At 46.6% G+C, this 12,138-nt stretch carries 12 protein-coding genes; 1 reads left to right on the plus strand and 11 read right to left on the minus strand.

The window, feature by feature from the left end; translation table 11 throughout:
- Positions 1-16: 16 nt before the first annotated feature.
- The 8 genes from rpsA to ACYVD3_RS10695 all read right to left on the minus strand — a co-directional run bounded on the left by rpsA (position 17) and on the right by ACYVD3_RS10695 (position 7,477).
- Complete coding sequence (rpsA, locus tag ACYVD3_RS10660) at positions 17-1,117, minus strand: 30S ribosomal protein S1 (protein WP_460642494.1); 1,101 nt, start codon at positions 1,115-1,117, stop codon at positions 17-19.
- Complete coding sequence (gene ispH, locus ACYVD3_RS10665; protein WP_460642495.1) at positions 1,098-1,949, minus strand: 4-hydroxy-3-methylbut-2-enyl diphosphate reductase; 852 nt, start codon at positions 1,947-1,949, stop codon at positions 1,098-1,100. Before ispH ends, rpsA begins: the two co-directional genes overlap by 20 nt.
- Positions 1,940-2,680, minus strand: coding sequence for a (d)CMP kinase (cmk, locus tag ACYVD3_RS10670; protein WP_460642496.1), 741 nt, complete (start codon positions 2,678-2,680; stop codon positions 1,940-1,942). Before cmk ends, ispH begins: the two co-directional genes overlap by 10 nt.
- Positions 2,664-3,932 carry a BaiN/RdsA family NAD(P)/FAD-dependent oxidoreductase gene (locus ACYVD3_RS10675; protein WP_460642497.1) on the minus strand — a complete coding sequence of 423 codons (1,269 nt, stop codon included), beginning with the start codon at positions 3,930-3,932 and terminating at the stop codon, positions 2,664-2,666. The genes cmk and ACYVD3_RS10675 overlap by 17 nt, the downstream gene beginning before the upstream one ends.
- Entirely contained in the window at positions 3,929-4,120 is a 192-nt protein-coding gene (locus ACYVD3_RS10680) for a hypothetical protein (RefSeq protein ID WP_460642498.1), read from the minus strand. The genes ACYVD3_RS10675 and ACYVD3_RS10680 overlap by 4 nt, the downstream gene beginning before the upstream one ends.
- Before the next feature lie 59 nt (positions 4,121-4,179).
- On the minus strand, positions 4,180-5,679 hold the full coding sequence (gene pap, locus ACYVD3_RS10685; RefSeq protein WP_460642499.1) for a polyphosphate:AMP phosphotransferase: 1,500 nt from the start codon (positions 5,677-5,679) through the stop codon (positions 4,180-4,182).
- 33 nt (positions 5,680-5,712) lie between these two features.
- Positions 5,713-6,828 carry an aldo/keto reductase gene (locus ACYVD3_RS10690; RefSeq protein ID WP_460642500.1) on the minus strand — a complete coding sequence of 372 codons (1,116 nt, stop codon included), beginning with the start codon at positions 6,826-6,828 and terminating at the stop codon, positions 5,713-5,715.
- Between the two features lie 94 nt (positions 6,829-6,922).
- Positions 6,923-7,477 (minus strand): helix-turn-helix domain-containing protein, encoded by a 555-nt coding sequence (locus ACYVD3_RS10695; RefSeq protein ID WP_460642501.1) that lies wholly within the window; start codon positions 7,475-7,477, stop codon positions 6,923-6,925.
- Positions 7,478-7,595: 118 nt separating this feature from the next.
- On the opposite strand from ACYVD3_RS10695, the gene ACYVD3_RS10700 reads away from it, so the two are divergent.
- Positions 7,596-8,183: a LysE family transporter gene (locus tag ACYVD3_RS10700; protein WP_460642502.1), complete on the plus strand. Its 588-nt coding sequence runs from the start codon at positions 7,596-7,598 to the stop codon at positions 8,181-8,183.
- A gap of 241 nt (positions 8,184-8,424) precedes the next feature.
- Here the strand turns inward: ACYVD3_RS10700 and ACYVD3_RS10705 are convergent, their stop codons facing one another.
- The 3 genes from ACYVD3_RS10705 to ACYVD3_RS10715 form a co-directional block, all read right to left on the minus strand.
- Entirely contained in the window at positions 8,425-9,036 is a 612-nt protein-coding gene (locus ACYVD3_RS10705) for a sugar O-acetyltransferase (protein WP_460642503.1), read from the minus strand.
- A 129-nt stretch (positions 9,037-9,165) separates the two neighbouring features.
- The gene (locus ACYVD3_RS10710; RefSeq protein ID WP_460642504.1) at positions 9,166-10,830 is read right to left on the minus strand and encodes a glycoside hydrolase family 13 protein; all 1,665 of its coding nucleotides are present in this window, start codon (positions 10,828-10,830) and stop codon (positions 9,166-9,168) included.
- A gap of 86 nt (positions 10,831-10,916) precedes the next feature.
- The gene (locus tag ACYVD3_RS10715) at positions 10,917-11,831 is read right to left on the minus strand and encodes a helix-turn-helix transcriptional regulator (protein ID WP_460642505.1); all 915 of its coding nucleotides are present in this window, start codon (positions 11,829-11,831) and stop codon (positions 10,917-10,919) included.
- Between the last annotated feature and the right edge of the window lie 307 nt (positions 11,832-12,138).

The raw sequence follows: 12,138 nt of genomic DNA on the forward strand, positions 1-12,138 counted from the left end.
CTATTATCTATTATGCTTAAACTTCGTCAGAATATACCGTACCATCCTCAGATAATGCCTCATCCTGTGACTGAAGTGCCTTGATACTTAAGCTGATCTTCTTGTCACCTTCGTTGAAATCAACGACTCTGGCTTCGATCTCCTGGCCGATTGCCAGAACATCTGACGGTTTATCAACATGCTCCTTGGAAATCTGGGATACGTGAAGCAGTGCATCCACGCCTGGTTCCAGCTCAACAAATGCGCCGAAATCCGTCATACGTGCAACTCTTCCGCTTACTACGTTTCCTACTGCATATTTTAAAGAAGCATCCTTCCACGGATTTGTCTCCGGAAACTTTAAGCTAAGGGCGATCTTATCACCGTTAATATCCTTAACCAGAACTTTAATTTTCTCTCCGGCCTTGAAAGCTTTCTTCGGGCTCTCTACTCTGCCCCAGCTCATCTCGGAAATATGAAGCAGGCCGTCAGCACCGCCAAGGTCAATGAATGCGCCAAAATCGGTTACATTCTTGATGGTACCTTCTACCACATCGCCGGTATGGATTCTCTCAAATAATTCCTTCTGCAGCTCGGCTCTCTTAGCAACCATGAGCTGCTTTCTGTCGCCGATGATTCTTCTTCTCTTTGGATTGAATTCGGTAATGATGAATTCGATCTCCTTATCTGCATACCTGGATAAATCCTTCTCATAAGTATCAGAAACCAGACTTGCAGGAATGAAGACTCTTGCGCCCTCTACAACCACACTTAAACCACCGTCAAGTACCTGTGCAACTTTTGCAATAAGTACCTCGTGGTTTTCAAATGCTTCTTCTAATTTCTTATTGCCTCTGTCTGCTGCCAGTCTCTTGTAAGACAGGGCAACCTGACCTTCGCCATCGTTTACCTTGATGACTTTGGCTTCCATCTCTTCTCCAACCTGTACAGCGGTTGTAAGATCTAAATTCTGGTTATCCGTGTACTCACTACGCGGAATGATGCCGTCAGACTTGTAACCTATATTCAAGACGATTTCATCTTCCTTTACGTCGATGACTTTACCAGTGACGATCTCTCCTGTACGTATAGTCTTCAATGATTCTTCTAACATTTGTTCAAAACTTAACTCTGACATTAGTATGAACCTCCTCGATAATATAATTCGGGGTTGAAGCCCCGGCTGTAATACCTACGCTGCGCACAGAATTTCCACAATCAGGATCTAAATCACCTAGTGTCTGGATATAGTAAGTATTCTTACATTCCCTTCGGCATATATCGTACAGCTTCTGGGTATTGGAACTACTTTTTCCGCCAATGACAATCATGGCATCCACTTCTGAAGCTATCCGCTTTGCTTCCACTTGTCTTTCCTGTGTTGCATTGCAAATCGTATTTAAAACAAGTATATCATACCTCGTTTCGGAAATTTTTTCAACTAAATCTTGAAATTTATTGTAATTAAATGTCGTCTGTGATACAATACACAGCTTTTCCCCTTCTGATAGAGGTAATCTTTCCACTTGCTCGGGTGTTTCCACCACTAAAGTATTGTCATTTCCCCAGCCTTTAATACCTTCCACCTCCGGGTGGATTTCATTGCCGATGATAATGAGCCGTCTTCCCGCCTGATTCTGGTCCTCGGCGATCCTGTGGATCTTCTTCACATAGGGACAAGTGGCATCTACGATTTCGATCCCGTTTCTTTCCAGGATCTCATAAACGCGCCTTCCTACTCCATGGGACCTTATGACCACCACTGCATCCCTGACCGCCTCAAGCTCTTCCTCCGAATGGATGACCTTTACTCCTTTTTCCTCCAGATCACGGACCACTTCCTCGTTATGGATGATAGGGCCATAGGTGTAAATGGGCTTGTCATCCCTTTTCAGTTGTTCATACACCTGTTCCACAGCCCGCTTTACTCCAAAACAGAACCCTGCTGTTTTGGCAACGATCACTTCCATAGACTGCCTCCTTCCATTTTGTATTCCAATGAATCAAGGGAATATGCCTCCATATCCTTTTGATTCACAACATGAAACAGCTTAAGGATCCGGTCCACGACTTCAGGAACAGTCATGGAGGAAGAATCCACAAGGATGGCATCCTCCGCCTGCTTCAGGGGGGAATTCTCCCGGTTCATATCCCGGTAATCCCGTTCAATGATATCCTTTTCAATGTCCTCCAGGCTGCATTCCTCTCCTTTAGCCGAAAGCTCCTCATACCGCCTTTTGGCCCGTACCCGGCTGCTGGCTGTTAAGTATATTTTAAGATCCGCATGGGGAAGGACACAGGTTCCGATGTCCCGGCCATCCATGATGACGTTTTCCTTTAAGGCCAGATTTTTTTGAAGCTCCACCAGCTTTCTGCGGACCGGCATATAGACGGAAACAGCGGAAGCCATGGCGCTGACCTCCTGGGTGCGGATAAGTCCCGAAACATTTTCCCCGTTTAAAATCACCTGCTGCATCCCATTTTCGTAGGAAATGGTCACGTCCACTTTTTCGGCTGAACGTGAAATGGCCGCTTCATCGGCTGCCGGTATCCCGTTTCTTAAAAAATGCAGGGCCATGGCCCGGTACATGGCTCCCGTGTCCACATAAACGAAGTTAAGCCTTTCTGCAACAGATCTGGCAATGGTGCTTTTTCCAGCTCCTGCCGGCCCGTCCACAGCTATATTATAAACTTTTTTCATCCTTTGAATTCTCCTCTCCGGCAGCACTTCCCGCCGCCCATCCGGTAGACCAGGCGATCTGCAAATTAAAGCCTCCTGTCACCGCATCAAGGTCCAGCACTTCCCCTGCAAAATACAGGCCGCAAAGAAGCTTGGATTCCAGGGTGGAAGGGTTTACCTCCTTTACAGAAACGCCGCCCTGGGTGATGACGGCCTCATTATAGCCCCGAAGTCCCGCAAGGGTCAAACAAAAGCCCTTGGTCGCTTGTACCAGCCTCTGGCGTTCCTCCCTGGTGATCTCATTGACCCTTTTTTCCGGCGAAATGCCGCTTGCATCCACCATGACAGGAACCAGCTTGGAAGGATATAAATGATCCAGGGAATTTTTAAACTGCTTGTTGGCAGCCTCTTCAAAATCCCGCAGGATCCTGGCGTCAAGCTGTTCCTCGGAAAGAGCCGGCTTTAAATCGATGGAAAGGGTCAGAGGCCCTTTCTTTAACTCTTTTACGGCGTAGCTGCTGGCGCTTAAAAGAACCGGACCGCTGACTCCGTAATGAGTGAAAAGCATTTCCCCGAACTCCTTATAAACCACCTTTTTCCCCTTTAATACAGAGGCCTCCACATTGCGCAGAGACAGGCCCTGCAGCTCCTTTACCACCGGCTCCTCTACTACAAAGGGAACCAGTGCAGGGGAAAGGGAGGTGACGCTGTGGCCGGCTTCCTTTCCCATTTCATAGCCGTCTCCTGTGGAGCCGGTAGCCTCATAGGACAAACCGCCGCAGGCTATGATCACAGCATCCCCATACACCTTTGCCGTTTTCCCGTTGTCCTTTAAAACCAGCCCCCGGAGGAGGCCCTCCTCTATCAAAAGCCTTTCCACCTGAGTGCGGTAATGGATGGAAACGCCAAGCTCCAAAAGCCTTTTTGTAAGAACCTTTATTACATCGGAAGATTTGTCGGAAGCCGGGAATACCCGGTTCCCCCTCTCTGTTTTTAAAGGGCAGCCAAGCTCTTCCAAAAGGTCCATCATATCAAAATTGGTAAAGCCGTAAAAGCTGCTGTAAAGGAATTTGGCATTGGTCACCACATTTCCAAACAGCTCCTCAATATCACAGGCATTGGTCACATTGCAGCGTCCCTTGCCGGTAATGTAGACTTTTTTTCCAAGTTTTTCATTTTTCTCAAAAATGTGGACGGTACTGCCCTTCATGGCTGCTGCTATCCCAGCCAGCATCCCTGCAGCGCCACCGCCCACGATTAAAACCGTATTCATACCGTTTCCTCTTTCCCGCCCGTTTTCCAGGGCATAAAGGTATCCCTGGAGGGGGGTTCCTCTTTCCTGCCCGTCTCCCAGGGCATAAAGGTATCCCTGAAAGGGGTTTCCTCTTTCCCGCCCGTTTTCCAGGGCATAAAGGTATCCCTGAAAGGGGGTTCCTCTTTCCTGCCCGCTTTAATGGGCATAAAGGTATCCCCAGCGGATGTTTTCTACTTTACACGAAAAAGAGCGAAAAAACAAGCGGTCACGAATTTTTTATTTTTTCTTTTATCTTTGCCTCTAAGGCCTCCACAACGGTTTTCAGCACCTTGATCCTGGCGTAGTACTTGCAGTTTCCTTCTACTACCACCCAGGGAGCATAGGTGGTGGAAGTGCGCACCAGCATCTCATTGACCGCAGATTCATACTGATCCCATTTCTCTCTGTTTCTCCAGTCCTCTTCTGTGATCTTCCACTGCTTGGACGGATTCCCCTGACGCTCCTTAAAGCGTTTTTCCTGTTCATCCTTATCAATATGAAGCCAGAATTTAATGACAACGGCTCCGGCATTTGCCAAGTGGTTTTCCATTTCATTGATTTCCTGGTAAGCCTGCTTCCACTGGGCCTCGGTGCAAAAACCCTCGATCCGCTCCACCATTACCCGGCCGTACCAGGTACGGTCAAAGATAGCCATATGGCCTGCCTTTGGCACATGGTTCCAGAAACGCCACAGGTAATGATGGACCCGTTCCAGATCATTGGGAGCCGATGTGGGGTAAACCTTATATCCCCTGGGATCCAAATGGCTGGTAAGGCGTTTGATGGCCCCGCCCTTTCCGGCTGCATCCCAGCCTTCAAATCCCAGAACTACAGGAATCCTTAAGCGGTATATCTGGCTGTGAAGGGACTCCAGTTTTCCCCAAAGCCGGTCCATCTCCTTCTTATAATCTTCCTTTGATATGGTCTTTGTTAAATCCGCACCGGACAGAACTCCGTTTTGGTATTTCTCGGAACGTACCGGCACTTCCTTTTCTTTTCTCTCTCCCCTTAGATTCCGCTGCTTTAAAGCATCCTCTAAGCAGTCCGCCACCTGGGTCATGATCTTGGCGGAAGCAAAATCCCTGTCAGTGGCCTCGATGATGGTCCACGGGGAGTAGTCCGTATCGGTCCTTTCAAGCATTTCCTCGCAGATTCCCAAATAACGGCCATACTCCTTATTCCTGCGCCAGTCTTCCTTTGTCACCCGCCAGTCTGTCTCCCTGGAGCTTTCAAGCTTATTAAACCGCTTCTTTTGGTCCTCCCTGGAAATATAGAGGAACAGCTTTATGATGACCATGCCGTCATCGGTAAGCTGCCGTTCAAAGCTCTGGATATCATGAAAGGCCTCCGGCAGTGCCGTCTCCGTGATCTTTCCGGCGAACCGCTCAATGGTCACCTGCCGGTACCAGCTTCTGTCAAAGAGGGCAATCCTTCCCTGGGCCGGAAGTTTCGTCCAGAAACGCCATAAAAATGGGCGCATCTGCTCCTCTTCCGTTGACTTATCATTGGCATATACATCAAAGCCCCTTGGGTCAAGCGCCTGAATCAGACGGTTGATCTGGGTGCCTTTTCCCGACGCTCCCATTCCCTCGAACACGATCATAACAGGAATTCCTGCATCCTTGCATTCTCTCTGCAAAAGGCCCAGCCTTTCGCTCTGCTCTGTTCTTGTGTTTTTATAGGTCTCTTTGTCTATCTTTTTCGATAAATCAATTTTTTCCAGCATAAAACCATCCCTCCTTTGTCTAAACAGTTAAGCTTACAGCCTTGCAAACACCTTTGCAACCTCCGGCATAACCCGGCTGATCTTTATCATCTGGGGACACTCTTTTTCGCAGCGGTGACATGCCCTGCAGCCTTCCGCCTTTACTGACATGGCCTCGTATCCAGCCTTTGCCTCCACCTCTTTATGGGCAGCAGTCATGTTGTAAAAAGAAAAGATCTCCGGAATCTCCAGGCCAAAGGGGCAGGGGATGCAGTAACGGCATCCGGTACACCCCACCAGGGCCATGGATTCAAATATTTCCTTTGCCTTTTTATAAACCTGCTTTTCTTCCTCAATGACCATTCCCACATGGCTGCGGTCAGCAAAACAAAGATTTTCCTCAAGCTGCTTTTCATCGCTCATTCCGCTTAGGAGAAGGCTCACCTCCTGCTGGTCCCACAAAAAATCAAGGGCATATTCCACCGGTGACTTTCCTTCAGGAAATGCCTTTTTCACATGGTCCGCAGGATCTGCCAGCTTTCCTCCCAGAAGCGGTTCCATGACAACAACTGCAAGACCCTTTTCCGCCGCGGCTCTTAATCCCTTTGCACCTGCCTGATGCTCTAAATCCACGTAGTTATACTGAATCTGGCAAAAATCCCATCCATCATAATAATTTAGGATATCCTGAAATACATCATATGAATCATGGAAGGAAAATCCAAGATATTTTATTTTCCCTTCCTCCCTTGCTTTTTCCATGCGTTTTACAAGATCGAATTTTTTGACCTTGTCTTCAAAACGGTCCCGGCTTAAGGCATGAAGGAGATAAAAATCAACATGGTCTGTCTGAAGCTTTTTCAACTGCCCATCCAAAATTTCATCAAAGTCCTCCGGCTTTTCAAGCTTCCACACAGGACACTTGGTAGCCAGATACGTTTTTTCCCGGTACCCATCCCTTAAGGCCTCTCCTACGATTCTCTCGCTTTCTCCCTGATGGTAAGGATATGCCGTATCAATGTAGTTCACGCCTTCATCAATGGCATGGCGGATCATGGATACCGCCCTTTTTTCATCCACCTGTTCATCTTGAAGGATCGGAAGCCTCATAGCTCCAAATCCAAGAGCCGAAACTTTAATTCCTGTTTTTCCAAAATCACGATACTGCATAATTGTCCTCCAATACTTTGTATTGCGGCCTTTCCTGCAGGCCGTCCTTCCTTTTATTGTACCATAATTCACTTACCTGCCAAAGCTTTTTTTCTTAATCAGGATAATAAATCACCATGCTCAGACGGCAGGTTTCCCCGCTGGTGTTATGATACTCATGAGAACAGTCCGCCTGAAAACGGATGGCTCCTCCCCTGGCTGCCGTAAACCGCTCTCCGCCGGCCTGGATCTCCAATTCCCCGGAAAAAACCATGACAAACTCCTGGGTGTTTTCCGGGTGAGGGGCAGCCTTTAAACGACTGTCCGGATCAAGCTCAATATAGAGCATCTCAAAGCGCCTTGTGCTGTCAAAGGGAAAAACCGGGTAATTGCGGTAGTGGCCGTCATCCGCAAGGAGAGGCTCCATCCGGGCCGTATCAACCACCTCATACTCTGACTCAGGGCAGCTTACCAGTTCCGTAAAGGGGACCTTAAACCCGCCTGCTATTTTCCAGACCGTGGAAATGGTGGGGTTCACCTCCCCACGTTCGATCTGCCCAAGCATGCTTTTGCTGACCCCCGACGCCTTTGCCGCAGCATCAAGGCTCATCTTTCTCTGCTCCCGCAGCCTCTTTAGATTCTCTGCAACAATTAAATTAATAAAATCCAAAAAAATTCCCTCCCAGCTATTGACATTATAATGCACGATCTGTATATTATATAACACAAACAATATACTGTTTGATATGTACATTATATCATATCCCAAAAAGGAGGAAAAGTATTTCATGAACGTTGCAGCATTCTTTTCATACATATGTCTGACCGCATTTACTCCGGGCCCAAACAACATCATGGCCATGTCTCTTGCAGGGAAATACGGATTCCGGAAAAGCATCCGCTTTAACCTTGGAGTTTTTCTCGGCTTTCTGGCCGTAATGACAGGCTGCTGTGCCTTTACCAGCCTTTTATACCGCTTCATTCCCTTACTGGAGCCGGTCCTGGTATATGCCGGAGCCGGTTACATCCTCTGGCTGGCCTGGTCGGTCTGGAGGGACGCTCCCCATTCCGGAAAGCATAACCTTGAAACCAACAGCCTTTTAAACGGCATGATCCTTCAATTCATCAACGTCAAGGTGATCCTTTACGGACTGACGGCCATGACCACCTTTATTCTGCCCAGCTATAAAAGCCTTCCCGCCCTTGGTTTTTTCATTTTCCTCCTGTCCTTTATGGGCTTTCTGGGAACAAGCTGCTGGGCCTTGTTCGGAGCGGCATTCAACCGTTTCTTTTCCAGCCACCGGAAAATGCTGAACCTCATCATGGCCCTTCTGCTGGCTTACTGTGCCATATCCCTTGCAGTTAAGGGGATCTAGAAGGAAGCTCCATCTTTGGCTGATTATCGAGCCTCTCCGTTAAGTTTTCCTGCACCGCAGCCTTTTACAGCTTTTACTAAGATACTGATTCGTCACATAACACAAGGTTCCTCCATTTCATAAAAAAGCGTTGATGCCCATTTCCTATAATGAGTATCAACGCTATCCTTTTTTATTTCTTATTCCCGGTAAATCCCTTATAAAATGAGGATTCCGGCCTTTTGCCGCTGATTCCGGCAGCCTACCGGTAATCCTGGACATCAAATTCTCTGTCCTTAAAATAATATTTCCGGTCATCTTCGCTTATTTCCCGGATGACCTTACAGGGGTTTCCCACAGCGATTGTATTATCCGGTATATCCCTGGTTACCACGCTGCCCGCCCCAATAACTACATTGCTGCCGATCTTAACACCTGGATTAATGACCGCATTTCCGCCGATCCATACATTATTGCCTATGGTAATGGATATTCCGTACTCGTAGCCTGAATTTCTGGAATCAGGGTGAACAGGGTGGCCCGCTGTATAAACTGATACATTTGGAGCAAACATTACGTTGTCACCGATCACCACCTTGCCCACATCAAGAATGGTGCAGTTGTAATTGGCAAAGAAATTCTTTCCCACCTCAATGTTTGTTCCATAGTCACAACGGAAAGGCGGTTCAATGTGTGTGTTTTCCCCTGTTTTGCCAAGGATAAGCCGGATCAGTTCATCCATCTTTTGTTCTTCTTCCGGACTTAACAAATTAAAAGCATGTAGTTTCTTCTTGTTTTCCAACCGCTCCTCTGACAGTCCATCCAGCCATGCTTTATAAGGCAGTCCGGCCAGCATTCTTTCTTTTTGATTCATGGTATTTCCTCTCTGATCAACAATCCAGTTTTTATTTATGGGCTTCCCACTTACATTCCCTTATTTGCATATCACGGAATGTTCCAATAAAGTCCCTTGTTATCCCCTGTTATCCGGTCATAGCTCCCGTTAAACTTCCATTACAAGGAACTGCCAGCCTTTCAAATGAATCCTGTTCTCATTAAAAGATACTTCCTCATAGTTATTGATCAAAACTGCTTTTGGTATGTAAGGAAGTGTAACTTCCTGTGCATCTTTTTGAAAATTACCAATGATAAGGAGTGTTTCAGTTCCTTTCCGATAGTAAGCCATAATATTTTTTTCTTCCTCAAGAACCGGTTCCAAGGTTCCATAGATTATGGTCTCTTTCCACCTGGGATGTTTCCTTAACTGGATCAGATTTTTATAGAACATGAAAACCGAATGATCATGGGAAATCTGGTCAGCCACATTGATATTCTTATAATTAGGGTTCACCTTCAGCCAAGGGGTGCCTGCAGTAAAGCCTGAATTGGCCGATCCATCCCACTGCATGGGAGTTCTTGCATTATCCCTGCTGTAGTGGCTTACGATGGCCAGTGCCTCTTCCGGCGTGTACCCTGCCTCCAAGGCGGTCTGATATTGGTCAATGGTGGCAATGTCGTCTACTTCGTCAATGCTGGAAAAGACGGTGTTTTCCATTCCGATTTCCTGCCCCTGATAAATAAAGGGGATTCCCCGGAGCATAAAATTCAGGCCGCCAAGCATCTTTTTGGCTTCCAGAGTACATTCTCCTTCTGGAAGGTAATGGCTGACCCCTCTTGGTTCATCATGATTTTCTATGATGTTGGATAAAAAGCCGGTTGTCCCCACATTCCTTTGGGCTGCAAAGCAGCAATGTTTATAATCTTCCGGAGTAATCCTTCCGGCGTCATACCAGCCCTTTTCACTTCCGCCGAATACGGTTTCATTAAAATCAAATTTGCTGGAAAAGTAACCATTTTCACCGATAAATGATTCTAATTCCTCCGGCTTTTCATCAAAGACCTCTCCAACGGTAAAGGCATCATGGGGTTTGAAGCAGCGGTCCCCCATTTCCCCTAAAAACTCACCTACCCCGTCTGCATGAGACAGCATTGTCTGAATACTGCATAAACCGTCTGCCCGGTCTGGCTGGTAGTCCTGAAGAGGAAGGGCCTTTTTTATATTGATGATTGCATCAATCCTGAAACCGCCCAGGCCTTTATCCAGCCACCAGTTGATATTTTTATAGATTTCCTCCCGGACCGCTTCATTTTCCCAGTTTAAGTCCGGCTGTTTTTTATGGAATGAGTGGAGATACTGCTTATTGGTCCCGGGAATATCGCTCCACACAGAATTCCCAAAGTAAGAACGCCAGTTGGTGGGAGATTTTCCGTCTTTTTTCTCACGGATATAAAAGTAGTTTCCATATTCTCCATCCGGGTCGGCACACGCCTTTTTAAACCATTCATGTTCGTCGGAGCAATGGTTGACTACCAGGTCCATGACTATATACATCTCTCTTTTTTTCGCTTTTTCAATGAGTTCTTCCATGTCCTCCATGGTCCCGAACCTGGGGTCTATGTTATAATAATCGGAAATATCGTATCCTTGATCCGCAAGAGGTGAAACGTAGATTGGAGAAAGCCAAAGGATATCCACACCTAAGTCCTTCAAATAATCTAATTTACGGATAATCCCTCTTAAATCCCCAATACCGTCCCCATTGGAATCCAGAAAGCTCTTTGGATAAATCTGATAAGCTGTTTTGTCATGCCACCATTTCTTAATCATCGCAGGTCAACCTCTCTTTTCTGTAGTAGCCTTATTCTACCTCTCAGAACAGGATTTGTCTTACGCTTCTATGATTAAAAAATTCACTATTTTGACTTTTCTTTCCGATATTGAAGGGGAGTTGTAGAAGTATACTTCCGGAATATTTTCAAAAAGTTTCCAAGGTTAAAAAAACCGGAATCCAGGCATATGCTCATGACCGGGAGGTCGGTGGTTTCCAGCAGGGAAATTGCATTCCGGATCCGGTAATCATTGATGTATTCCGTGGGAGTCCTGCCAAGGGCCTTTTTAAAAAAGCGGCAGAAATACTGTTCGTTCATATTGGCAAGGGAGGCAAGGTCACGGATATAAATCTTTTCTCTGTAATGGTTTCTTATAAAGGTAATGGACTCTTTGATCAGTTCTACCCGCTTGTCTGTGTTGCGGTGAGAATCAGAATAAAGATGATATTGGAACAAAGTGGCAAGCATCTTAAGAAGGGCGGCTTTTATCTGAAGTTGGGAGATAACGGCTTTTGCAACGTCTCCCTGCTGCCCCGGGTCATCCTCCCTGCCAAAGGAATCGGTCACACTGGTGAAACAATCCAGGATAGAAGCATAAGACGGGTGATCTGGGTGAAGGCATCTTGGAAAGGAAAGCGCCTTGCTTTTCAGGGGATTGATTAAGTACATCTGAGCGGAGTCATAAGCTTCAAAGCTGAGAAGCCCCGGCTGGAACACAATGGCATGCTCCTCATTTAAGGTTTTGGATTCACTGATGATTCCATGAAGCTCCCCCGGATTGATAAAAAAAATACATTCATCCTTGATTTCATAGGACTCCATGTTGACCAATAAACGAAAATGCCCCTTAATGAAATGGATCATTTCAATTTCCTCGTGCCAGTGATGCTTTACTATCATCCCCTTTTGAGCCGTTTGTGTCCGGTAAATCCCACAAGGAAAGGAACTGGTACCATGGGGACGCCCCTCTTTTAATTTGGATTTTATCTCTGGATTCATGATTATCCTCATTTCCCGGCCGTTTTTACGCCTTAAAGTCAAGCGGATATTGGCAATCCGCCTCGCTGCTTGATTCGGGTCAAGCGGATATTCCCAATCCGCTCCGCTACTTGCTCACAGCGTGCCCCGCTTCACCGGGCATAACCGAATAGCAGCTATCGCTGCTTGGTTAAAAATACGGTATTTTACTTCTATCATAACACAGAGAGGGAAAGGGATTCAAGTAAAAGCATACTGTTCAAGAGACTGTGTTTATAGTACACTTAGTACCATAACCCAAACCAGAATACCAGGAGGAATACCAGGA

Source organism: Lacrimispora brassicae, assembly GCF_054772055.1.

Bases quoted from the DNA above. Each gene is read 5' to 3' on its own strand.
- cmk (WP_460642496.1), bottom strand. From the start codon at position 2,680: ATGAAAAAAGTTTATAATATAGCTGTGGACGGGCCGGCAGGAGCTGGA.
- rpsA (WP_460642494.1), bottom strand. From the start codon at position 1,117: ATGTCAGAGTTAAGTTTTGAACAAATGTTAGAAGAATCATTGAAGACT.
- ispH (WP_460642495.1), bottom strand. From the start codon at position 1,949: ATGGAAGTGATCGTTGCCAAAACAGCAGGGTTCTGTTTTGGAGTAAAG.
- ACYVD3_RS10680 (WP_460642498.1), bottom strand. From the start codon at position 4,120: ATGCCCATTAAAGCGGGCAGGAAAGAGGAACCCCCTTTCAGGGATACC.
- ACYVD3_RS10690 (WP_460642500.1), bottom strand. From the start codon at position 6,828: ATGCAGTATCGTGATTTTGGAAAAACAGGAATTAAAGTTTCGGCTCTT.
- ACYVD3_RS10675 (WP_460642497.1), bottom strand. From the start codon at position 3,932: ATGAATACGGTTTTAATCGTGGGCGGTGGCGCTGCAGGGATGCTGGCT.
- pap (WP_460642499.1), bottom strand. From the start codon at position 5,679: ATGCTGGAAAAAATTGATTTATCGAAAAAGATAGACAAAGAGACCTAT.
- ACYVD3_RS10715 (WP_460642505.1), bottom strand. From the start codon at position 11,831: ATGAATCCAGAGATAAAATCCAAATTAAAAGAGGGGCGTCCCCATGGT.
- ACYVD3_RS10710 (WP_460642504.1), bottom strand. From the start codon at position 10,830: ATGATTAAGAAATGGTGGCATGACAAAACAGCTTATCAGATTTATCCA.
- ACYVD3_RS10700 (WP_460642502.1), top strand. From the start codon at position 7,596: ATGAACGTTGCAGCATTCTTTTCATACATATGTCTGACCGCATTTACT.
- ACYVD3_RS10705 (WP_460642503.1), bottom strand. From the start codon at position 9,036: ATGAATCAAAAAGAAAGAATGCTGGCCGGACTGCCTTATAAAGCATGG.